General features: G+C 59.5%; 14 protein-coding genes and 1 tRNA gene. 13 read left to right on the top strand and 2 right to left on the bottom strand.

Annotated elements, in window-relative coordinates:
- The 4 genes from lolA (at window position 1) to serS (ending at window position 2,731) form a co-directional block, all read left to right on the top strand.
- The gene (gene lolA / locus HKN06_14695) at window positions 1–639 is read left to right on the top strand and encodes an outer membrane lipoprotein chaperone LolA (protein NNF62556.1); all 639 of its coding nucleotides are present in this window, start codon (window positions 1–3) and stop codon (window positions 637–639) included.
- A gap of 65 nt (window positions 640–704) precedes the next feature.
- Window positions 705–1,025, top strand: coding sequence for a VanZ family protein (locus HKN06_14690; protein NNF62555.1), 321 nt, complete (start codon window positions 705–707; stop codon window positions 1,023–1,025).
- A 40-nt stretch (window positions 1,026–1,065) separates the two neighbouring features.
- Complete coding sequence (gene crcB, locus HKN06_14685) at window positions 1,066–1,443, top strand: fluoride efflux transporter CrcB (GenBank protein NNF62554.1); 378 nt, start codon at window positions 1,066–1,068, stop codon at window positions 1,441–1,443.
- Between the two features lie 10 nt (window positions 1,444–1,453).
- Window positions 1,454–2,731: a serine--tRNA ligase gene (serS, locus tag HKN06_14680; protein ID NNF62553.1), complete on the top strand. Its 1,278-nt coding sequence runs from the start codon at window positions 1,454–1,456 to the stop codon at window positions 2,729–2,731.
- Here serS and HKN06_14675 read toward each other — a convergent pair.
- Both HKN06_14675 and HKN06_14670 read right to left on the bottom strand, forming a co-directional pair.
- A complete protein-coding gene (locus HKN06_14675) occupies window positions 2,728–5,022 on the bottom strand; it encodes a mechanosensitive ion channel family protein (protein NNF62552.1) in 2,295 nt (764 codons plus the stop codon). The genes serS and HKN06_14675 overlap by 4 nt on opposite strands.
- A gap of 345 nt (window positions 5,023–5,367) precedes the next feature.
- Window positions 5,368–5,457, bottom strand: a tRNA-Ser gene (locus tag HKN06_14670).
- Between the two features lie 625 nt (window positions 5,458–6,082).
- Between HKN06_14670 and HKN06_14665 the strand changes: the two genes are divergently transcribed.
- From HKN06_14665 to HKN06_14625, 9 genes are all read left to right on the top strand, one after another.
- Window positions 6,083–6,643: a polysaccharide export protein gene (locus HKN06_14665; protein ID NNF62551.1), complete on the top strand. Its 561-nt coding sequence runs from the start codon at window positions 6,083–6,085 to the stop codon at window positions 6,641–6,643.
- A complete protein-coding gene (locus tag HKN06_14660; protein ID NNF62550.1) occupies window positions 6,624–7,856 on the top strand; it encodes a hypothetical protein in 1,233 nt (410 codons plus the stop codon). Before HKN06_14665 ends, HKN06_14660 begins: the two co-directional genes overlap by 20 nt.
- Before the next feature lie 29 nt (window positions 7,857–7,885).
- Window positions 7,886–9,637, top strand: a complete 1,752-nt coding sequence (locus tag HKN06_14655; protein NNF62549.1) for a lipopolysaccharide biosynthesis protein — start codon at window positions 7,886–7,888, stop codon at window positions 9,635–9,637.
- Window positions 9,638–9,663: 26 nt separating this feature from the next.
- Entirely contained in the window at window positions 9,664–10,497 is an 834-nt protein-coding gene (locus tag HKN06_14650; protein ID NNF62548.1) for a CpsD/CapB family tyrosine-protein kinase, read from the top strand.
- A 22-nt stretch (window positions 10,498–10,519) separates the two neighbouring features.
- Window positions 10,520–11,383 carry an AAA family ATPase gene (locus tag HKN06_14645; protein NNF62547.1) on the top strand — a complete coding sequence of 288 codons (864 nt, stop codon included), beginning with the start codon at window positions 10,520–10,522 and terminating at the stop codon, window positions 11,381–11,383.
- A 41-nt stretch (window positions 11,384–11,424) separates the two neighbouring features.
- Entirely contained in the window at window positions 11,425–13,851 is a 2,427-nt protein-coding gene (locus tag HKN06_14640) for a tetratricopeptide repeat protein (GenBank protein ID NNF62546.1), read from the top strand.
- A 367-nt stretch (window positions 13,852–14,218) separates the two neighbouring features.
- Window positions 14,219–14,995: a hypothetical protein gene (locus HKN06_14635; GenBank protein ID NNF62545.1), complete on the top strand. Its 777-nt coding sequence runs from the start codon at window positions 14,219–14,221 to the stop codon at window positions 14,993–14,995.
- Window positions 14,996–15,277: 282 nt separating this feature from the next.
- Entirely contained in the window at window positions 15,278–19,726 is a 4,449-nt protein-coding gene (locus tag HKN06_14630) for a S8 family serine peptidase (GenBank protein NNF62544.1), read from the top strand.
- A gap of 1,482 nt (window positions 19,727–21,208) precedes the next feature.
- Window positions 21,209–23,564 (top strand): hypothetical protein (locus tag HKN06_14625; GenBank protein ID NNF62543.1); only part of this gene is annotated, 2,356 nt, incomplete at its 3' end.

Genomic DNA, 23,564 nt, shown 5'->3' with positions numbered 1-23,564 from the left:
ATGAGTTTGTTGCCACAAAAATCCGGGTTACCGGTCGTACTGCTGGTGCTGCTTGGCGCCACAGCGCACGCCGATCCGTCCAGGATCGAGCAGTTTCTCGACGCCACCCGCACGCTGAATGGCCAGTTCAGCCAGGTGCTGACAGATGCACAGGGGAAGGTGCTGTCGGAGAGTGAGGGCACGATGGCAATAAAACGGCCGGGACGGTTCCGCTGGCACTACACCAGTCCCGACGAATTGCTGGTGCTCGGTGACGGCAAGCAGATCTGGTCTTACGACGTCGCCCTGGAGAACGCGACGGTGGCATCACAGGACAAAACACTGGCTGGCAACCCGGCAGCACTGCTGGCCGGCGACGGTACAGCGGCTGACGCGTTCGAGACTGTCCGCACCTGGCACAGCGGCGCGACAGAATGGGTGGAGCTGGCACCGAAGCAGAAGCAGCGGGATTTTCGCAGCGTGCGCCTCGGGTTTGCCGGCGCGGCCCTGGTCGCGATGGAGCTCGACGACCAGCTCGGGCAAACCACACGTATCGAGTTCAGCAGTATCGAACAGAACAGCCCGGTAGAAGATGCTCTGTTCGTGTTCATCCCGCCGCCAGGTGTCGATGTAATCCAGGCCGGAGGCTTTAACCCCTGAGCGCACCTGCACTGCGTTATCGCCTTGGCTGGCTCATCCTGGGCTGGCTGCAGCTGCTCGTCATCGTGGTGCTCGGACTGGTTCCGACGCCACCAGCCATGCCGGAAGGGGTGGCCTGGGCTGCTCATACCCTGCAGTACATGGTTCTGATGTTGTGGTTCGGCGGTATCTACCCGGCGCGCCACCACCTGCTGATTGCCACCGGCATTGTGATAGTGGGCATTGCCATTGAAGTGGCACAGGCGGCCAGTATATTTCGCACTTTCGATCTCAAGGACATCGCAGCCAATATTGCCGGCGTAATCGCCGGGTTGTTGCTGGTGCAAACCGTGCTGCGCGACTGGTGCCGCCGGGTCGAAAACCGGCTGCCCGGGCCCGGTGCATAATAAAGCGGTATCATCCGCGGCTGGCAACAGGGAGACGGCGCTGAACGTTACACTTGCGGTTGCCGCGGGCGGCGCGCTGGGCGCGGTGAGTCGTTACTGGCTTTACACTGGCGTGCACGCGGTCCTGGGACGCGGCTTTCCGTTTGGCACCCTCACCGTCAATGTCATCGGCAGTCTGCTGATGGGCTTTCTGTATGTGTGGCTGTTTGACCGGCTGAATGCCGGGCCCCTGTGGCGCGCATTCCTGCTGGTGGGCTGCCTGGGTGGATTCACTACGTTTTCGGCGTTTTCCATTGAGACTCTAAACCTGATGCAGCAGGGCGCATGGCTGAAAACGGCTGCTAATGTCATTACAAGTGTCGTGGTGTGTATTGCCATGGCCTGGCTGGGTACTATTGCGGCCCGGCAGCTGGCCTGACAGGAACATCATGCTCGATCCCAGACTTCTGCGTACCGATATAGAGTCTGTCGCCGCAAACCTGCGACGGCGCGGCGTGACGCTCGATATTGACGCCTACAACCAACTCGAAAACGAGCGCAAAAACGTCCAGGTGAAAGTGGAAGAGTTGCGTAACGAGCGCAATACGCGTTCGAAGGCGATCGGCAAGGCAAAGGCGCAGGGCGAAGACATCCAGCCGCTGCTTGATGATGTCAGGTCGCTGGGTGAGCGGCTCGAGACGGCGCAACTCTCGCTGGATTCGGTACAGACGCAGCTGGACGAGCTGCTCATGGGCTTGCCCAACCTGCTGGACGATGAGGTGCCGCAGGGCGCGGACGAAAGTGACAATGTCGAGATCAGGCGCTGGGGCGAACCGACAGAGTTCGGATTCACGCCGCATGATCATGTCGATGTTGGCGAAGCGCTGGGCATGGACTTTGCAGCTGCGGCAAAACTGTCTGGTTCGCGGTTTGCCGTATTGCGTGGAGGCCTGGCGCGGATGCATCGTGCGCTGATCCAGTTCATGCTCGACCTGCATACCGCGCAGCATGGTTATACGGAGGCATACGTGCCGTACCTGGTTGGCGCACCGGCCCTTACCGGCACCGGGCAACTACCAAAATTCGAGGCCGATCTGTTTCGCATGGCTGGCGATCCAGGCCTGTATCTGATACCGACGGCAGAAGTGCCGCTGACTAATATGGCAGCCGGCGAGATTCTTGACGCCGACCAGCTGCCAATGCGAATGACCGCACACACGCCATGTTTCCGCTCCGAAGCCGGTTCCTATGGCCGTGATACGCGCGGCATGATTCGTCAGCACCAGTTCGAAAAAGTCGAACTGGTGCAGATTGTGCGCCCGGCGGACTCCGCTGCGGCGCTGGAGGAGCTGACCGGCCACGCCGAGACAGTGCTGCAGCAGCTGGAGTTGCCGTATCGCGTCGTGGCACTGTGCACTGGCGATATTGGCTTCGGCGCAGCGAAAACTTTCGATCTTGAAGTATGGCTGCCCGGGCAGCAGCGCTATCGGGAGATTTCCTCGTGCAGCAACTGCACTGATTTCCAGGCGCGCCGGATGCAGGCACGCTGGCGCAATCCTGACAGCGGCAAACCCGAGCTGGTCCATACGCTAAACGGTTCGGGTGTCGCTATAGGTCGTGCGCTGGTGGCAATCCTGGAAAACTACCAGCAGGAAGATGGCTCGGTGAGGGTGCCGGCCGTATTGCAACCCTACATGGCCGGAACTGAAGTGCTCGACGCCGGTTAGTCTTCTGGCTCTGGTTCTGTCTCAGCCGGGCTGTCGCCGCTGCTGGTCCGCGGCTTTTCGTAAATATGCACGTCACGCTGCGGAAACGGGATTACGATTCCGTGCTCGCGGAATGCTGCGTCAATTGCGAGGTTGAGTTCGCTGGTTACGGTGAAACGCTTTTCGATCTGGCGTATCCAGAGTCGTAGCTCAAAATCGAGCGAGCTGTCGCCAAAGCCCATAAACAGGGCGCGCGGCGCCGGTGTGCGCCCTGACTTGACGACATCCGGATGGTTGTTGGCAATGTCCAGCAGTATTTCGCTGACCTTGGCGGTATCGCTGCCGTAGGCTACGCCTACTTTCAATGTCAGCCGGCCGTGAGGGTCGCGCAGCACCCAGTTGGTAACCTGGTTGGATACCAGTTCGGAATTGGGTACCAGTACGTTTTGCCGATCCAGGGTTTCGATCTCCGTGGCCCGCGTACGCACTTCTTTTACCAGGCCTTCAACCGCACCGACGGTGACAAAGTCGCCCGGCTTGATCGGGCGTTCGAACAGGAGTATCAGCCCGGACACAAAATTGTTGACGATATTCTGCAACCCGAAACCAATACCGACGCCGAGCGCACCGAACACAAGCGCCATGCCGGCCAGGCTCACGCCGGCCAGCGTCAGTCCGGTGAGCACGGCCACAGCAAAACCGGTATAGCCGGTTACCGTTACCAGCGCTTCGCGCGCATGCCGCTCCATGCCCATGTCACGCAGCCAGCGCCGGTTGAGACGCGCTTTCAGCCAGGCAGTCAGCGCGATGATAATGCCGAAAGCGGTGACACCGATGAAGATGTTCTTCGGCACAATCTTGTTGCCGCCGACTTCGATTCCCAGCAGCGTAACTTCACGCAGGTAAGGGATCGCGTTGCCGGTCGGGTCCCAGGTCCAAATCAGCAGCGAGAAAAAGCCGATCCATAGTGCGATCGTGATAACCATGTACAGCCAGCCAAGCTCGGCGCTGCGTTCTTCCTGACGCATGCCCAGCCATGAGCGGATGCGGTAGCTGGCAGTATTAGTGCCTGACACAACACCCTGGATGCCCTGACGCATCGCCCACGTCACGGTCCACAGCAGAAAGCCGAAGAACAAAGTGCTCAGGATACCGAGCAACAGAAAATTGGACAGGTTTCGGAATCCCGCCAGTTCCGCACCGATGGCAACGACGGCTGAGAGCACCAGCGACACGCGGATAAATACCAGCCGGCCGCGCAGCGTTGGAACCACCCGGCTGAGGCGCAACACCCAGAGCAGGGCGGCCACCAGGTAGACAGTGAGCACGGCGCGAAATGCAAATGTGGATTGCGCGGGCACCGCGGTGAGCCAGTCCGGCCCGAAGGCCAGCCAGCCAGCGACTACGCCGGCGAGCAGGGCATGCAGCCGCGTGCGTGCGCTGTCGCCATAGTCGCCTTTGCTCAACAGGCTGGTGCCGGGCGAGAACGATCCTGTTATCCAGTTGATCAACGACCGCCCGAGCGCGTAGAGCAACACGGCCACGGCAAGCCGGAAAAGTAGCGAGTCCCCGCGTGGTGCGCTGGCGAACACTGCCAGAGAAACGCTGGCGACGGCGCCGCCCAGCAGCAGGGGCGCGTTTTCACTCACGCGGCGAACCAGCGTGACCGGTACGGTCGGCTTGCCGGCCCGGCCGCGCTGGCGATCACACCAGTCCAGCAATGCGCGACGCAACAACCAGCCGGTGATTCCGGCGGCAACAGAAATCAGTGCAACCAACAGCCAGCGGGCGCTGCTGATGCCGCGCAGGCGCGGGTCAGCGGAGACTTTTGCCTTCAGCGTCGCAAGCGTTGGTGCCGGGTCACGTAATAGTCGCGCGACCGCACTCAGTCCGTTCATGCCGGGCTCGGTCAGGCGTTGCGTGTTCAGCTGTGCCTGCAGTGTGGCGGCGCGGTCGAGTATCTGTTCAGTGCGCAGGAGCATCAGTCGACACGCGCCAGCGCGTGCTTCAGATCGCCTGATTTCTACCTCGTACGAGGCCCGCTGCTCGAGAATTTCGGCCGGGTCCTCTGCGGTCGCTTCGCCCAGCAGCAGCAGGTCGGTGCGCAGTTGCTCGACCAGTTCTTCGCCGTTGCGTGCGCAGTTGAGTGCCTGGGTGCGGATCGCCGCAGTACGTTGCTGGGTGGCGTGGATCGACTGGATCGACGCGCTGTCTTCGCTGAGGCTGTCGCTCAGCGCATCGAGTTCAGTCTGAGCGAGGTCGGGATCGAAAGTCTGTGCAGCAAACACTGCAGACACAGCGAGTGCCATCATTAACGATAGCAGCACTGTAACCGGACCGGCGCTCAGTCGAATGTGCACGCGCGCAGTGTATCGGGGCGCTTATGACAATAAAAGCCGGGTAACGTTGTTGCGGAAAGTGGCGCAGAGGGAGGGGTGAGCGGGAGCAAAATCGAACTACCGTGTCGATTTTGCCCGCGAACGCCCGGCTCTGCCGGGCCGGACCCCAGAGGGCCGCGGTCGCTGCGCTCCCGCGTTGTCGCGGCCGGCCCGGGCCGGCCTCGGCCCGAACCCGGGTTGTCTAGAGTTGGAGGCTCCGAATCTCTCCGTTGTTGCATAAGACACGGGCCGCAGATGGGCCCGTTTCATATGCAAGAGTGGCGGAGAGGGAGGGATTCGAACCCTCGAAGGGCGCTAGCCCTTGCTGGTTTTCAAGACCAGTGCATTCAACCGCTCTGCCACCTCTCCGTGGACGCGAGATTCTCCGACTCCGGCGCGTCGCGTGCAAGCCACTATCAACGTCGGCCAGCTGTGGATGCCAGGCAGGGGGTTTGCCGGGCCTGCTGGTCGACCGACATTGGCCGCGAATGCGCATCTGCTTGTTCGTACCAGGTCAGGCAAGACCCGGCAGCGGGTGCCACGCCCGTGCGGAGCAGGCGACATGACATAGCATGACCGCTTATGTCGCACGCAAGGCAATGATCCGTCGGGATTTTTTACAGACGGCCAAAGTGGGTACCAGGCCCCTTCAGCTAAGTGCCTGATACATATATGGCACAGTCAATCTGGCCCGAAACATGCAACTTCAGCGGCATCGATCCTGGGGGATTGCAGCCTGTCGGCCGGCGCTGGACAGGCATCACTGAGGTCGGGTTGATTGCGCGGCGTACGGCGCGCCAGGCAGTCACCGGGACAAGCGTCTTCTGCAACCACGGCGGATGCAGCAGACGACGGACAGGAGGTCGCTTTACCCGTTATTTTTCGGGCACTTAAGCGGGCTTTCTTCAGCTTTTAGTATTGCGTGAGATGGTCAATCTCTGTACGCTGGAGCGTTCCCCTGTCCACCCTGAATCTGACGTTAGGAGCTTGGTCCATGAGGACACTTATTACGCCGGTTGCTTTGTTGTTGCTGTTTTTCAGCGGCGCTGCGGCTGCACAAGATAACAGCGATGGCTATGGCCTCAACGCCGGCGACATCCTGCAGGTATCAATCTGGCGCGAACCGGAGTTGAGTCGCGAAGTCCTGGTGCGTCCCGACGGCAAAATCAATTTTCCACTGGTCGGACATGTGAGTGCAGCCGGCCGCACACCGGAAGATGTACAGGCGGAACTCGTCGAGCGCCTGGAGCAATACATTCCGGACGCAGAGGCAACAGTGGCGATCATCAACGTCGCGGGTAACAAGATTTATGTGCTCGGCAAAGTGCTGCGGCCCGGCGAATTCACCGCAACCAGCTCGATTGATGTCATGCAGGCGCTGGCAATGGCCGGCGGGCTGAACCAGTTTGCTGCTGGCAACAAGATCAAGGTGCTGCGCCGCGATGCAGACGGGCGCCAGCGTGCCATCAATTTCCGTTATTCCGATGTGGAAGATGGCCGTAACCTGCAAAACAACATCATTTTAAAGAGTGGCGATGTCGTTATCGTTCCGTAAAACCGTTCTGCCGGCATTGCTGGTTCTGGCCGCCATCCCTGCTTCTGCAGCGGAGTGGTCGGCACAGCCCAGTGTTGTGTCCGAGGTCTATTACGACAGCAATATCGTCATGGGCAGTGGCACGAGGGTGGAAGAAGTAGAGGGGCTCAGGCTGACGCCGCGGCTCAACCTGCGCGGCCGTAGCGCAATCTGGCAGACCAATCTCAATATCTCGCTGCCATTTAATCGTTTGTCGAACGACCTGTATGACAGCGATGACCAGATCGTGGGCCTGGATTACACTCGAAATGGCGAGCGGCAGGCCTGGGGGCTGAGCGGCGAGCTGCGCCGCCAGTCGACCCGCACGGCAGTCGCCGAGCTGGGTTTTGTTGCGGCAGCCACGCGCACCGAGAATCGCTCGCTGCGACCTTACTGGACCTGGATCGCCAACGAGAATAACTCACTGCAGGTCGGCGGCAACTGGCTGGAGGCTGAGTACAGTTCGCCGCGGTTCAGCGATTACGAACAATACAGTTTTGACGTTACCTGGATCCGCGTGCTGGGCGAGCGCCTGACACTGCAGTCGGCGGTTTACAGTTCCAGTTTTGACCTGATCGACCCAAGGCAGACCGATTCCGATACGGTAGGAGACGCCGACTCAACAGGCCTTTCGATAACACTGCTGCGCCAGTTTGACGAAAAGCTGAGCGGCTCGATCGGCTTCGGCGCGCGCCGGACCGAGACCCTTGCAGCCAGGTTCCTGCCTGCTGATCAGCAGTCTATTTTCTGTTTGCTGTTCGGTTTCGGCTGCTTGCAGGAGCTATTTACCGACGAGTCGGATGGTTTTACCGGTTCGGCACAGCTGGGCTACGAGGGAGACACGTGGCAGGTCTCGCTGGCGGCCAGCCGGTCACTTACGCCGGATGCCTTTGCGCAGGAACTGGTGGAGACCGACCAGATCGAAGCTACATACTCGCGCCAGCTGCGCGAGAAGCTGTTTTTCGACATGTCGCTGGAATACGTGTCGTCGGAGTCACTCGGTGACAGCGCTTTCAGCCGCGAGTACTGGTATGCGACGCCGGCGCTGCGCTGGCGGTTTGCCGAACGCTGGACGTTCAGCACAACACTGCGTCACCGCATCCGCGAAGCAACGTTCGGTTTCAGTGGTGTCGATACCGACAGCACGGCCATATTTTTCCGGGTGCATTACACGCACCCCCGCGCGAGCTGGTAGCGCCAATACCGGCATGACTGAGGTGTATTGTGGAACAAAACGAAAATAGCCTGAGAGATTACGTTGCGGTACTGAAGCGCCGCAAAAACCTGATGTTGCTGACTTTCCTCGGCCTGCTGGTGTTATCGATCCTGGTTACCTTCCTGTGGCCGCCGACCTATCGCTCGACGGCGACCATTCTTATTCGCGATCAGGAAATCCCGCGCGACCTCGTGCCATCGACCATCACCAGTTTTGCTGACCAGCGGCTGATGGAAATCCAGGCGCGTGTTGTCACTTCGGCCAACCTGGCGCGGTTGATTGACGATTTTGATTTGTATCCGGACGAGCGCAAACGCCTGCCGACGACGGAAGTTGTCGAAGACATGCGTGAGGACTATTCACTCGATCTGGTGAGCGCTGACGTCATCGATCCACGCACCGGTCGCCCGACCCAGGCCACAATTCTGTTTACGGTCTCTTTTGATTACGAGAGCCCGGCGATTGCGCAGCAGGTCACCAACCGGCTGGTCAACCTTTACCTGAACGAGAACCTGCGTGACCGCACCGAGCGCGCCCAGGAAACCACCAGCTTTCTTTCTGACCAGGCGGAAAAACTGAATCGCGAAATTAACCAGCTTGAGGCGCGCATGGCACGGTTCAAGGAACAGAATGGCGGTGCGCTGCCCGAGCTGTATTCACTTAACCTGCAGATGATGGATCGCACCGAGGCAGAAATGCGTGAAATCCAGCGCCAGTTCCAGGCGCTGAACGAGCAGAAAATATTTCTGCAGGGCCAGCTGGCCACGCAGTCACCCCAGGGGCCGCTGTACACGCGCGAGGGTGCGGTGCTGCCGCCGAACGAACAGCTGATGGCGCTGCAGTCGCAGTACACAACGCTGTCGGCCACCTACGGTGCGAATCACCCGGATGTGGTCTCGGTGCGGCGACAGATCCAGGCACTGGAAGGCGAGGTTGGCCAGGTCGACGTTGCATCCCTGGAAAGCGAAACGCAGCGGGTGTACGCCGAGCTGACCGACGCCAAGCAGCGTTACGGTGCCAGCCATCCGGATGTTTTGCGTCTCGAGCGCCAGTACGAGCGCCTTGTCGCCGAACGCGATTCGGCGCTGGCCGCGGCCGAGGTCGCCAGCGACAAAGAGCCGACGGAACCCAATATCACAAATCCGGCTTTTGTAGCGCTGCAGACCCAGCTTTCCGCCGCAGATTCTGAAGCCCGTTCATTGCAGGCGCGTTACGCCCAGCTGGAAGAAAAGCTGGACGACTATGAACAACGTATCGTCACCGCACCGCAGGTCGAACGCGAGTACAGCGGTATCACCCGCGACCTGGAAAGCGCCCGGATGAAATACCAGGAGATTCATGCCAAGCAGCTGGCTGCCGAGGTAGCCGAGAGCCTGGAGCAGGGCCGCAAGGGCGAACGTTTTGAAGTGGTAGAGCCGGCGCTGTTACCGACCCTGCCGCACACGCCAAACCGCCTGGCGCTGCTTTTCCTTGGCCTGGTGCTGTCGATGGCGGGCTCGGTGGGAACTACGGCGGTTTCTGAGAGCATGGACCGGTCCGTACACGGACCGCGCGGCCTGGCAGAAGTGCTCGGCGCGCCGCCAATCGCGACTATTCCGTTTATTGCCAATGAGCTCGATACAAGCCGGGACAAGCGCACCTTGTGGATGATAGCGGCAGGTGTGGCAGCGGCGATCCTGCTCGTATTGGTGCTGGTGCATTTCCTGTACCGGCCGCTGGATATTCTCTGGTTTACGCTTCTGCGCAAGCTGGGCATCTAATTATTAACGTGTGATCGGACAGAAGTATGGAAAGAATTAAAGAAGCTCTGGAACGTGCCCGGCAACAGCGTGAGGCATCTGCCGGCAGTGTAGCTGCTGCACCGGCGCGCCAGCCGAGCCCACGACGGGTACAGGCAAGAGCGCCTGACTCACTGGAAATTGAATACACGCAGACGCGCATTATTTCACCTGACCCGGTGGTGATGCGGGAAAAGCGCGTGGTCAGCAGCAGTCGCGGCGATGCCGTGGCGGACGCTTATCGCATGCTGCGGACGCGTGTAATTCGCGCCATGAAAGAGCAGGGTTGGAATTCACTTGCGATTACCAGCCCGCGAACCGGTGAAGGCAAATCTCTGACCGCAGTAAATCTTGCCCTCAGCATGGCGCGTGAAGTCGATCGTACGGTGTTGCTGGTCGACCTCGACATGCGCCGGCCCAGCACGCATGAATTCTTCGGCTTCGAGGTGGAGCAGGGGCTCAGCGACTATCTCAGTGGTGATGTCGAACTCGCAGACCTGCTGGTCAATCCCGCGGTCGAGCGCTTTGTGGTATTGCCGGGGCGCGGCCGGGTGGAAAATTCCTCTGAGCTGCTGGGCTCGCCAAAGATGGAACAGTTATCGCAGGAAATTGCTGCGCGCTATCCGGAGCGCATTGTAATTTATGATTTGCCGCCGGTGCTGGCCGTCGATGATGCGCTGGCTTTTTCGCCGCAGGTCGACGCGTTCCTGCTGGTAGTCGAAGAGGGTGAAACGCAGGCGGAAGAGATCCTGGCCGCCCACGATGTGCTGGCGCAGGCCAACATTCTCGGCACGGTGCTGAATAAGTCCACCGAAAGCCAGAGCAATTATTACTACTACTGATCCGCAGGCCGACTGACAACGCATGTACGAAGCTTTTTACGGTTTTACCGAGAAACCATTCTCGCTGCTGCCCGACCCGGCGTTTTTGTACCTGGGTCGCAAGCACCGTATGGCGCTGACGATGTTGCAGTACGGGATGATGAACAATGCCGGTTTCACCGTCATTACCGGCGAGATCGGCTCCGGAAAAACCACGCTGATCCGGCAGCTGCTCGATGAAATCGAGGAAGACGTTACCGTCGGGCTGATCACCAATACCCACGAATCGTTCGGCGACCTGCTGCAGTGGGTGCTGATGGCCTATGGCATTGAATACAAGGGTATGGAAAAGGTCGAACTCTACGAGGCATTTGTGCGCTTTGTCGTGGGCGAGTATGCCGACAACCGCCGCACCGTCCTGATTATCGACGAGGCACAAAACCTCACGCCCAAGACCCTGGAAGAGTTACGCATGCTGTCTAACATCAATGCGGACAAGAACCAGGTGCTGCAGATGATTATGGTTGGTCAGCCCGAGCTGCGTTCGATGCTGATGTTGCCGAGCCTGAAACAGTTTGCACAGCGGGTCTCGGTCAGTCATCATCTCGACGCGCTGAATTCTGAAGAGACGGTCAAGTACATTCATCACCGTATTTCGGTGGCCGGCGGGGATCCGGCGATTTTCCCGGCCAAGAGTTGTTCGCTCATCTGGTATTACAGTCGTGGGGTACCACGCGTTATCAATTCGCTGTGCGACACGGCGCTGGTTTACGGCTTCGCCGAGCAGGCGCGGGAAATACAGCCAGAGCTGATCAAGGATGTCGTAAAAGATCGCAAGGCTGGCGGCCTGTTTGCAGGTCGTGACGACGAAGCGCCGCAGCAGACCGGTACGGGCGAGCCGCAATAGGTTTTATTCAACAAATAGCAATTCCATTCGAGGTTAGGACAATGATCAAGGGCAGAACACTCACTGTCTTGTTGCTGCTCGGCGTGCTGGTCGCATGCAGCAGCGCTGAGGAAAGGGCGCAAAAATACCTGGAAAGGGCGCAGGCATCGTTTGAGGCTGGCGACCTGGTAAAGGCCGGCCTGGATGCCAAAAACACCCTGCAGATCGAGCCGCAGAATGCAGAGGCACGTTTTTTGCTGGCACGTATTGCCGAGACCAAGATAATTTCCGATCCATCCGCCTGGCGCGAGATGATGGGAAATCTGCAGCGTGTAATCGAGCTGCAGCCTGACAACGTCGAGGCGCGTTCCAAGCTTATCCAGCTGTATTTGCGATTCATGGCCTCGCCAGAGCGCGGCCAGGTACTGGAGATGATTCGCGACCAGCTCGATTCCGCATTGTCCTACGCCCCGGATGACGAAACGATAAAGTCGCTCGAGCCGATCATTGTCTATCACGAGGCCGACTTCGCCGATGATTCAGCCAGCCGTGATGCGGCCCTTGCCGAGCTTCGGCAGAAGTTCGACAACGACCCCAGTGACCTCATCGTTACCAGTTTCCTGACTGGCATCTATGCCGGTGCAGACCCTGACAGGGCGCTGGATTACCTGAATCGCTCACTGGCGGCCGAGCCGCGCTCGGCGCTGCGCGTGCTCAAGATCGGACTGCTGCGGTCGCAGAATCGACTGGCCGATGCCGAGCAGGAGTATTACGCCCTGATCGAGGAAAACCCGGATAACAATGAACTGCGTTACGGCCTGGCGCGTTTCTATGTGGAGATCGGCCGCAACGATGACGCAGAGAAACTGATTCGCGAAATCGTCGCCGCCGACCCCGAAGATGTCGAGGCTCGCATGCGATTGGTGCAGTTTGTTGCCCAGAGTCAGGGTAAAGCGGAGGCAGAGACCTTGCTGAACCAGTTCATCAGCGAAGCCCCGGAGGAGTGGCAGCTGCAATTCCAGCTGTCAGAGCTGCAGTTGAGCAATCAGGAAGTAGACCGCGCTGAAGAGACGCTCACCAATATCATTGAGGAAACCGGCACAGCCCAGGCAGGCCTGGACGCGCGCAACCGGCTGGCGCGTATTCGCATAGCGCAACAGCGCAAGGTCGAAGCCGAACAGCTGGTGGCCGAGGTGCTGGAAGAGGCACCCATGAACGACCAGGCCCTGATGATGCAGGCGGCGTTGCTGATAGAGGGCGGTGATACAGACAGCGCAATTTCCAACCTGCGCACCGTGTTGCGCAATGACCCGAACTCAGAGGGCGGGCTGTTGACCATGGCTCGCGCCCAGGCGCTGGCGGGCAACCAGGGCCTGGCCCGCGAGAGCTACCAGAAACTGATGCAGGCGCATCCGCGTAATCGCGACGGGCGTCGTGAACTCGCACGGCTGCTGATGCGCGACCAGCAGTGGGAAGAGGCTCGTGCTCTTTTGCTGTCAGGGGTCGAGCGCTTTCCGCGTGACCTGGAAATGACACGCATGCTGGTCGATACGCTGGTGCGTGTCGCCGACTGGGAAGCGGCACAGGTGCAGGCCGAACGAATTCTCCAGATCGAGGAAACCCGCGCACTCGGCCACTACCTGCAGGGGCGTATCGAGGCGGCCGCTGGCAATCTCGACGAGAGTATCGAATCTTACAAACAGGCTATTGAACTGGAGCCCAAGGCAATAGAGCCGCTGACAAACCTGGTGCGCAGTCATGTGCAGCTTGGACAGGTAGAGCAGGCGCGTGATTACCTGCTCGGATTCCAGCAAGAGAATCCCGACAACGTACACGCACAAACCCTGCTTGCAGAAGTCTTCGCCCGCCTGCGCGATTTCGATCGCGCTATCGCTGAAAACGACAAGGCACTTGAGATTAATGCCCGCTGGGTGCCGGCTTACCGCAACCTGATCGGGCTGCACCTGTTGCAGGGTGACCTTGATGCGGCCGAAAAGGCAGCGGAAGGTGCGCTGGAGGTCATGCCGAACAACCCCGACCTGCGTCTGCTGCGCGCTACAGTTTACGAGCGTCAAAGCCGCTGGGACGATGCCATTGCCATTTATGAGGCCGAGATTGAACGTAATCCCAATCTGGACGTGGCAGCTAACAATTACGCGGCGCTGGTGGCCGACCACCGCCAGGACGAAATCAGCCTCAATCGGGCTTTGCAGCTGGCACAACGCTTTCGCAACTCGGACAACCCGATCTTTCTCGACACGCTGGGCTGGCTGATGTATCGCACCGGCGATATCGAGGGCGCCGTCAAGGTGCTGGAGGAGGCGGTGGCCGGGGCCGGTCAGGTGCCGCAGCTGCGTTACCATCTCGGCATGGCCTATTTTGGCCAGGACCGTCTCGATGTCGCCAAGCGCGAGCTGCAGGCGGCGGTGTCGGCGCGCCAGCCCTATACGGGCCTGGAAAAAGCGCGCGAGACGTTGGAACTGCTCTGAATTTAAGGGTTTGCAGTAGCCGGGTCTCATTATGTTAAGGCATTGTGTTACAAGCAAAAGTTTGACTTGCGTCACACTTCCGGCTGTATTAACCTGCGCAGCAGGAACGCTCAGGGAAGGGTATTCCAGAGCAGACATGTCTAGCCAGACGCGGTCAGACTGTCGACGGTTTTTACAGTTCGGGGACCTAAAGGAAAGCAAAAACGCACCTGAGCCAAGAAAATCAACAAGTTGGAGTATTGGCACGATACTTGGATAACATTCAGCGTAGCGGCGACGGCCGATTACGTCAGTATCAAAAACTTACGTTAACTTGCGGCATTGGGCCGGTCTGAAATAACAAATGATATTTAGGGAGACTTCTCTCATGATTAGAAAAATTCTCGGGACTCTGGTGATGTCATCGCTGCTTGCAGCCGGCGCTAATGCCACGACAATCACCTTCATGGGCCCCACTGACACAATCGAGCCGGGTCAGTCTTTTGATGTGACTGTATCCGCATCAGGTTTTACTGAAGGTCTGTTTGGCGCCGCCATGTGGATCACTTATGACGCCAACCTGGTAACGCTCGATCGCATCACGCTGAACAATTTCGGAGCGGCGAATTTCGATGGTTCGAACAGCCTGGACCTCGGCTTCAGCTGTACGACCGCGCTGTCATCAGCCGGGACCAACGACGTCGGCTGGAGCGCCGGCGACGATGCCCCGTTTAACGGTACGACCCAGGGCTGCCTGAACCCGCCGCAGGCTGGTGCGTTCAGCGACCCGGATAACTATGCAGACGGTAACGTTGACCCGAATGCCAACGCCTACGTACTGCTGGCTGGCCAGCTGTCCAACCCGAATATCCTGGCTGATTTCCTTAACCCGCCCGATGGTGCGGATGCAGGCCTGCTGATGACCCTGAGCTTCACCGCCGTTGGTGACGCTGCAGAGGCTCTTACAGCGATCTCCGGTGTCGTTGCCGCCCTGGGTGGCGGTTTCCTCAACACCGGACCTCCGGGTGAGAACGAAATCCCGGCCGGAAGCGTGAATTTCATCGCGGCCAACGTTGATGTCAACACCGCCGTGATTCCGCTGCCCGCCGCAGTGTGGCTCATGTTCGGTGGCGTAGCTTCGCTGCTCGGTTTCCGCCGCAAGTAAATAACACGGCCTCCAGGCCTGTTGTGGAAAACCCCGCATCGCAAGGTGCGGGGTTTTTTTATGCACCAAAGCTGTACAAAACACTGTACATCCCGGCGTTGTTCGGGATGAAAAAAACCTTGAAAAATAGTATATTTACGGATTCCGAAGCGGGCCGGGCCAGCGCTGTTACGAGGTAAGGTTATCCGGCCGGATCAGCAGCAAACAAGAACAGAAAATCTGTCGCTGCAAACGCAATCGTAGAGTTTCGAAACTGAAAACCTCTGGGGATGGGCAATCATTGTGAAGACTAAGTTGTTTGCTGCGACGGCTGCGGCCGCACTCGCTTTCATGGCCGGCAGCACGGCCAACGCGTCATGGTCATTTGGCCGAATCGCGGCCAAATGGGACAAGCCGAAAACACAGCCGGTGGTTGCATCGGGCATGCAGGCGTTGCCGGTACGAGTGCTGAGCAACGTGAAGCAGGCCGGTTTCCAGTGGGAGAAAGGCCTGACCGGCGAGCATCGCTATATCATCCGTTTGACGGACGAACCGCTGGCAAGCTACCGCGGCGGTATTGCCGGCCTGGCAGCGACCAACCCTGATACCGTACGTGCCGCTTCCCGCAGTGCGGCCGGCACCACCGCAGTTTCGGGTGGAGTAAAACTGGATACACGCAGCGCCGCCAGCGTGGCTTACCTGGCCTACCTCGATCGTGAGCATGCGCGCTTTGAATCAAAGCTGCGCAAGGAGCTGGGCCGGGCCGAAGTCATGCACCGCTATCGCCATGCTTTTAACGGCATGACGGTGCGCATGACCCAGCAGCAGGCTGCTCGCATCGCCCGCATGGCGGGCGTTGCTTCAGTGCAGCGCGACTTTATACGGCAGATCGATACCACGAACAGCGTCGAACTGATTGGTTCAGACCTGGTCTGGGACGGCAGTGCAACCGGTGGCCTGGAAGCGCGCGGTGAGGGTGTGCTGATCGGCATAATCGATACGGGCATCAACACTGACCACCCGTCGTTCGCCGAGATTTCCCCAGGTGACGGCTACGTACATCAAAACCCGCTGGGTGACGGCGTCTACTTACGCGACTGCGCACCCTTCGACCAGTTCACCAACCCGAACGGTGGCAGGTCGCAGCTGTGTAACAGCAAACTGATCGGAACCATGGCGTTGCCGGCCTCGGCTGCCAGTGTCGGCCAGGATACTGCCGAAGACTGGAGCGGCCACGGCTCTCACACCGCCGGTACATCAGGTGGCAACCTGGTACTGGATGTGCCGCTGGTTGATTTCGGCGGCAATCCGACCGGCATAACCATGGACAAGATCACCGGCGTCGCACCGCGCGCCAACATCTCCGCTTACATGGCCTGTGGCGACGGCGGCTGCCCGGGTAGCGATCTGATCGCAGCAATCGACTCGGCCACGGCAGACGGTGTCGATGTCATCAACTATTCAATCGGTGGCGGCCCGACCAACCCGTGGGGCGATGCTGACAGCCTGGCATTCCTCGGTTCACGTGATGCCGGGATCTTCGTGGCGACATCGGCCAGTAACAGCGGACCAGGTGCCTCGACCGTCGGCTCGCCTGCTGACGCGCCCTGGCTTACCTCGGTAGCGGCCAGCACCCATCAGCGTGCGTTCTCAGAAAAGATGGTCACCGACCTTTCAGGGGGTGACACGGCTGCGCCGGGCGATCTGCCCGGACGCAGTGCGACTGGCGGCTATGGCCCTGCTGCGATTGTTTACGCGGGTGATTACGGCGACTCGCTGTGCCCGCTGGGTGAGTTTCCGGCAGGCACCTTTAACGGCGAGATCGTGTTGTGCGATCGCGGCGGATTCGCGCTTGTCGACAAGGCTCAGAGCGCAGCCGACGGTGGTGCCGGCGGCGTAATCATCGCGACGACGGCAACGTCTGCGCAGGGCCTGTTCGATATCAGCTACGTGATACCCGGGATCCAGATGAACCAGGAATTCGGGGATCCGCTGCGCGACTGGCTGGCAAGCGGTACCGGTCACACCGGTACCGTCACGGCAACCACGATAACTACCGACATGGCATTGGCTGATGAAGTCATCGGTTTCAGTGGTCGCGGGCCGAATGCCTCGGTGCCCGATATCATCAGCCCGAACATCTCCGCGCCGGGGGTTGACGTGTATGCACCGTATGCGACACCAATCGAGTACATCGCAATCAGCGGCACTTCCATGTCCAGCCCGCATGCCGCGGGCGCCGGGGCGCTGCTGCGCCAGGTGCACCCCGACTGGAGTGCAGCCGAAATTCACTCGGCGCTGGCATCGACCGGCGTACGCGAAATGACACGCGAGGAAGACGACCTGCCGGCAACGCCGTTCGATTACGGTGGCGGCCGTATCCGGGTGGATGTCGCTGCCAACGCCGGCCTGGTAATGCACGAGACCACGCAGAACTTCCAGGCGGCTAATCCGGCGCTGGATGGCGACCCGACTACATTGAACCTGCCGTCCTTTGGCGACGCTTCGTGTCTCGAAGTCTGTACGTGGGAACGCACGGTGCGGGCGACCGCAAGCGCTACCTGGACCGCCGTTGGCGAGAGCGTCAACAACGGGCTTGGCATCGAGATATCGCCAGCCAGCTTTACGCTCAACGAGGGCGATACTGCGACGATCACGGTAACGGCCGATGCGCAGCGCCTGCCGCTGCAAGAGTGGGCCTTTGGCTGGGTGCACCTGACACCGGATAACCCCGTAGTGTCGCCACAGGCGATGCCGCTGGCGGTGAACCCGATTGCCGGAATCCTGCCGGAAGAGCTGAAGCTCAAGATTCGCCGCAATGCGGGTACCCAGCTGGCCGGCGGGTTTACCACTGGGGAGATTTCCGACCTGAGTATCGCGCCGTTTGCACTTAGCAAGGCTGCGCTCTCTGAGGTCGTGATCGAGGGGGACAATGGCGGGGAGTTCTCGCCATTTACCTCCACCGGTGTGGATATCAGCTTCTACGATGTATCGGCAAACTCGATACTGTTTTCCGCCAGCACCTCCAACAGCACGGCGCCGGACGTCGACCTGTTTGTTGGTCGCGACAATAATGGCGACGGGCAAATTTCCGAGGACGAAATACTTTGCGAGAGTGGTAACCCCGCGGACATCGAATCATGCGTGCTGTCCGGCGATGTTGTTACGCAGGGCGGCAGTTTCTGGGTGGCCGTCGTTTCTTTCGAAGCAAGCGAATTGCCGACAGATACCACCGAGTTAAAAGTGTATTCAGTCGGGCCGGATGACGGCAGCATGAGCGTCGCGCCGCCGCCGGTTATCGAGCCGGGTCAGCCGTGGGAAGTTCGCGTCGGCTGGGATCTTGATGATCTTCAGGAAGGTGACGTGTACGTGGGTGCAATTGATGTTTCGGCCAATGGCAGCAGCCTGGCGCTGATTCCGGTTGAGCTTACCCGCCTCGCCAACGACGTCCGTGCCAGCGCATCGGCAACGGAGATCGAAGTCGGCGAAATGGTCGACATGCAGATCGAGGTCGAAGCGAACCTCACGCCGGAAGACATGATGTATGTCGTAGGCGCCGAGATCCCTGATGGCTTTGAGCTGGTCCCTGGTTCCATCAGCGCGGCTGAAGGCGAGGTTTACTTCATCAACAACATGATCGTCTGGGTAATGGACAATCCGTCACTGCTGAACATACCGCGAAACTATGTGCCGGCTATCAACGGGCCCAATGTCGATACCTCCGACCCGATGTACAACCCGGCTTGCGATACGGGTTTCGGCGGCTACATCAACCTGCAGGTGTTTGGTGTACCCGCGAATCCGACCATTTCGGGTAACGACGTATCATTCGTCGCCCTCGAGGGCCAGAACCTGCCGTTCTATGGCAGCCCGAAGACCGGTTTCACATTCACCGACGATGGTTTTGGCGTTTTTGCTTCCGGGCTGGGCCCGAATCCATGGCAAAACACCGATATTCCCAACGAGGCTGAGCCAAATGACATGATCGCAATGGCGTGGAAGGATCTCGAGATTGTCTACGACACAGCAAGCAACAGCGGCGTCACGGTTTCTGCCCCCGGCCGTAACCTGAGCGTCATCGAATACGACGACATGCAGCCGTGGCCGGCTGGTTCGACCAGCGACCGGATTGATTTCGAAGTGGTTATCAATGGCGTGGTGAGCGACCGGCCCAATGACTTTGAAATCGTGCTGGCCTACGACAACATCGTCGGCGACTGGAGCGATGCAACCACCGGTCTCGAAAACCTCAACGGCAGCCTGGGCACCCAGTACACCGGGCCGCTCAGTGATGGCCTGATGATCTGTTATGACTTCCTCGGACCTGATCTCAGTGTGAAAACGCTGGACTACCGTATTCGTGCGGTACCAGGTGCTTCCGGTGAAGTTGTGCACCAGGTATTCAGCGTGGTGACTAATCCCGGCGCGCGTGAGGAAATGACACAGGTTGTATTCCAGCTGGCCGCCGATTCCGACAGTGACGGCATCAGCGACGGTGGTGACAACTGCCTGATGCATCACAACCCCGATCAGGTCGATACCGATGGCGATGGCTTCGGTAACGCCTGTGATGCCGACTTCACGCAGGACGGCATGGTCGACCTGCATGACGTTGCCATGATGCGATTTATGTACGGCTCGACAGAAGCGCTGGGTGACCTGAGCGGCGATGGCATGGTCGACATGGATGACCTGGAGATCATGCGCGGGCTGTTCCTGAAGTCACCGGGTCCGAGCGCAATTGCTCAATAACAACGCCCTTGGAGCCCGGCCGAATTCGGCCGGGCTCCGGGCACAAAGAAAATATGACTGCAGCAGATTGTCTCAATTGATGAAGCGATGTGCGCAGCTGTCCGCGGCGCAGGAGAGAACATGAAAACAACATTAGCCACGCTGGTCATTGCCACGCTCTTTACAGCACCGCTCGCGGCGATGGAGACCACAGTGCTTGCGCCACTCGACGCCGACGCGCTTCTTGCAGAAGATGCCCGCGCGCCCGCCGGGGTGCCGCTGCGGGTTGCCATTGACTACCCGGTATCAATCTGGCCGGAAGCTGAAAAATTCACGCTGACTGATGGAAGATTTGTCTGGCGTCACCGCGTCGAAGTGCCCGGCGCAACCGAGCTGAGCGTAGCGTTTGACAACTACGCGTTGCCACCTGGCGCAGAGCTGTACGTTTACGATGAAGACAGGCTCTATGTCCGCGGGCCATTTACCGCGGCGAAAAACCGTGAACACGGCGAACTGTGGACGCCGGTGGTGCCCGGTGATGCCGCTATCATAGAGCTGAGGCTGCGCAAACCGGCTGGAGAGCGGGCCGGGAAAAGCGCGGCGGTAGCACCCGCTCCTCAGGTGTCCGCGCTGCGCCTGATGCAGGTCAATGCGGGATACCGCGACATGTTTGGCATCACGGGCAAGCCGAATCTCACACGTCAGGATACCTGCAATATCGACGTGGCTTGTGAACAGGCTGACCCCTGGCGTACCGAATTGCGCAGTGTCGCGCGTTACACCATCAGCCTGCCGGGTGGCACCTTCCTGTGCACCGGGCAGCTGGTTGCCGATGTTCCCGGCACGCTGACTCCGTATTTGTTAACCGCGTGGCATTGCGGGCCGAACGAACAAAACCCGAATGCGCCGCAGTCGATGGTGCTCTACTGGAACTACGAGTCGCCAAGCTGTGGCCAGCTCAGTGGCGGGTCGCTGAGCGATTTCCAGATCGGCACAATTTATCGTGCCAGCCGGCAGAACATCGATTTCAGCCTGGTGGAACTGGAGGAGCTGCCGGACCCGTCGTTCAACGTCTATTACGCCGGTTGGGATGCCACCGGGGTGACCCCCGATGGAACGGTGGGCATCCACCATCCGAATGGTGACGAAAAGGCAATTTCTATAGACACTGGCGGTCCGTTCTCCCAGGGTTTCTGTATTGCCGGCACCAACTGGTCAAACGGCTTCTGGTGGCTCAACTGGGAAGACGGGATTACAGAACCAGGCTCTTCCGGTTCCGCGCTGTGGAACACAGAGAACAAAAGAGTCATCGGGTTCTTGTCCGGCGGCTCATCGAGCTGTGCCAACCCGAGTGGCAATGATTGCTACGGCAAGGTTTCCAGCGCCTGGAACGGCGGTTCCAACGATACGCAACGACTGCAGCCCTGGCTCGACCCGGACAATTCCGGCGCACTGCTGCAGGAAGGTATCGATCCGTTCGCAGACGTTTGTGGTGATGCCCGCATGACCAATGGCGAACAATGTGATGATGGAAACGACGTTGGCGGGGATGGTTGTTCAGCTACCTGCCAGGTCGAGGTCGGGTACGAATGTACTGTGCCGACCGAGCGGCGGCTGGAGGACGGCAGCTTCGAGTTGGGAAGGCCCAACTCCGTCTGGAGCGAGTTTTCAACCAATTACACCTCACCGGTCTGCACGCAGGGCCTGTGCCAGTTCGGTCTTCCCTCAGGCACTGGCAGCTGGTTCTCCTACTTCGGCGGCCGCGGCGCCAACGGTGAAATCGGTTTTGTCGAGCAGCGCCTCATTATCCCGAGTGATGCGACTACGCTGAGTTTCGACTTCGTCGCTCCGGAGTGCGGTGGCCCTGCAGATTTCATTCAAGCCACTATTGACGGTGTCGAAGTCTATCGCTTTGACAGCGGCGATCCGGGCTGTTTTGGTGGAAGCTACGCTACGGCTAATGCCGATATCACCGCCTTTGCCGACGGTGGTCCACACGACCTGCGTTTTTATTCAGAGGCCTACGGCGTCGGAACAAGCCGGTTCCTTCTGGACCAGGTTACGCTGGATGGTACGCCGCCCGGTGCCCGCCTGCCCAGTTCATGCAGCCTGTTACCGGAGCTGTGTGTCACTGAAGACTTCGAGGGAGGCCTCGGCGGCTGGACACTTTTCAATACCGGTGCGCGCAACGAGAACTGGGGCACTTCCGATGATGGTGTCTGCAACAGTAATCCGTCCACGGATGAGGGTAATTTTACCGGCGGCAGCGGTGTTGCGGCATGTATCGATTCGGACGCCGGGTCTGCCGGTCAGATTGACGCTTACCTGTGCAGCTCGGCAATAAACCTGGTAACTGCCACGGCACCGGAATTGCGCTTCCTGCACAACTACCAGATTGATGGTCCGCCCGATGCAGGCGACTCGCTGTCTGTGCTGGTCGGAACCCAGGCGCCATCGGCCGGAACCGTTGGCAGCTATGACCTCGTACTTGAACAGTTGCTGGACAGCGGCGCGTCGTTCGACCTGCCCGGCTTCAGCGAGCAGCTCGACCTGTCGACATATGCCGGGCAACAGGCGTACGTGTGTTTCCGTTATCGCGGCAACGACGACTGGTACGGCCAGGTCGATGAATTCCGTGTATTGGCGCAGAGCTGTGCCAGCAACGACGATTTCGACTCTGATGGCGTTCCTGACGCGACTGACAACTGCCCGACTATCGCCAACCCCGGCCAGGCCGATAACGACAACGACGGCCAGGGCGACGTCTGCGATAACGACGATGACAACGACACGGTTGTCGACACTGCAGACAACTGTCCGCTGTTGGCAAACACTAACCAGGCCGATAATGATAGCGACGGCCAGGGCGATGTGTGCGACGCCGACGACGACAATGATTCGGTCGGTGACGGTCTGGACAACTGCCCGCTGACCGCTAACACCGACCAGGCAGACAACGACAACGACGGCCAGGGCGATGTGTGCGATAACGACGACGACAACGACACGATTGCCGACGGCGCGGATAACTGCCCGCTGACCGCCAATACCGACCAGGCGGGCAACGACAACGACGGTCAGGGTGATGTCTGCGATAACGACGACGACAACGATACGGTGGCCGACGGTGCCGATAACTGCCCGCTGACCGCTAACACCGACCAGTCAGACAATGACAACGACGGGCAGGGTGATGTCTGCGATAACGACGACGACAACGATACGGTTGCTGACGGCGCCGATAACTGTCCGCTGACTGCGAATACCGACCAGTCAGACAACGACAACGACGGCCAGGGCGATGTTTGTGACAACGACGACGACAACGACACGGTTGCTGACGGTGCCGATAATTGTCCGCTGACCGCCAATACCGACCAGGCCGATAACGACCAGGACGGCCAGGGCGATGTCTGTGATAACGACGATGACAACGACACGGTGGTCGACGGCGCGGATAACTGCCCGCTGACCGCCAATACCGACCAGGCGGACAACGACAACGACGGTCAGGGTGATGTCTGCGATAACGACGACGACAACGATACGGTTGCTGACGGCGCCGATAACTGCCCGTTGACTGCCAATACCGACCAGGCAGACAACGACAACGACGGCCAGGGCGATGTCTGTGATAACGACGACGACAACGACACGGTGGTCGATACCGCTGACAACTGCCCGCTGACCGCCAATACCGACCAGTCAGACAACGACAACGACGGTCAGGGCGATGTTTGTGATAACGACGACGACAACGACACGGTCGTCGATACTGCTGACAACTGCCCGCTGACTGCCAATACCGATCAGGCGGACCAGGATAACGATGGAATTGGCGATGCCTGCGACACCGGCG

The organism is Gammaproteobacteria bacterium (genome assembly GCA_013003425.1).
GTDB lineage: Bacteria > Pseudomonadota > Gammaproteobacteria > Steroidobacterales > JABDKV01 > JABDJB01.
Note: the sequence above shows the minus strand (reverse complement) of the source record. Positions and strands in the feature narration are given on the sequence as shown.

Bases quoted from the DNA above. Each gene is read 5' to 3' on its own strand.
- lolA (NNF62556.1), top strand. From the start codon at position 1: ATGAGTTTGTTGCCACAAAAATCCGGGTTACCGGTCGTACTGCTGGTG.
- serS (NNF62553.1), top strand. From the start codon at position 1,454: ATGCTCGATCCCAGACTTCTGCGTACCGATATAGAGTCTGTCGCCGCA.
- HKN06_14675 (NNF62552.1), bottom strand. From the start codon at position 5,022: ATGATGGCACTCGCTGTGTCTGCAGTGTTTGCTGCACAGACTTTCGAT.
- HKN06_14665 (NNF62551.1), top strand. From the start codon at position 6,083: ATGAGGACACTTATTACGCCGGTTGCTTTGTTGTTGCTGTTTTTCAGC.
- HKN06_14660 (NNF62550.1), top strand. From the start codon at position 6,624: ATGTCGTTATCGTTCCGTAAAACCGTTCTGCCGGCATTGCTGGTTCTG.
- HKN06_14650 (NNF62548.1), top strand. From the start codon at position 9,664: ATGGAAAGAATTAAAGAAGCTCTGGAACGTGCCCGGCAACAGCGTGAG.
- HKN06_14645 (NNF62547.1), top strand. From the start codon at position 10,520: ATGTACGAAGCTTTTTACGGTTTTACCGAGAAACCATTCTCGCTGCTG.
- HKN06_14640 (NNF62546.1), top strand. From the start codon at position 11,425: ATGATCAAGGGCAGAACACTCACTGTCTTGTTGCTGCTCGGCGTGCTG.
- HKN06_14635 (NNF62545.1), top strand. From the start codon at position 14,219: ATGATTAGAAAAATTCTCGGGACTCTGGTGATGTCATCGCTGCTTGCA.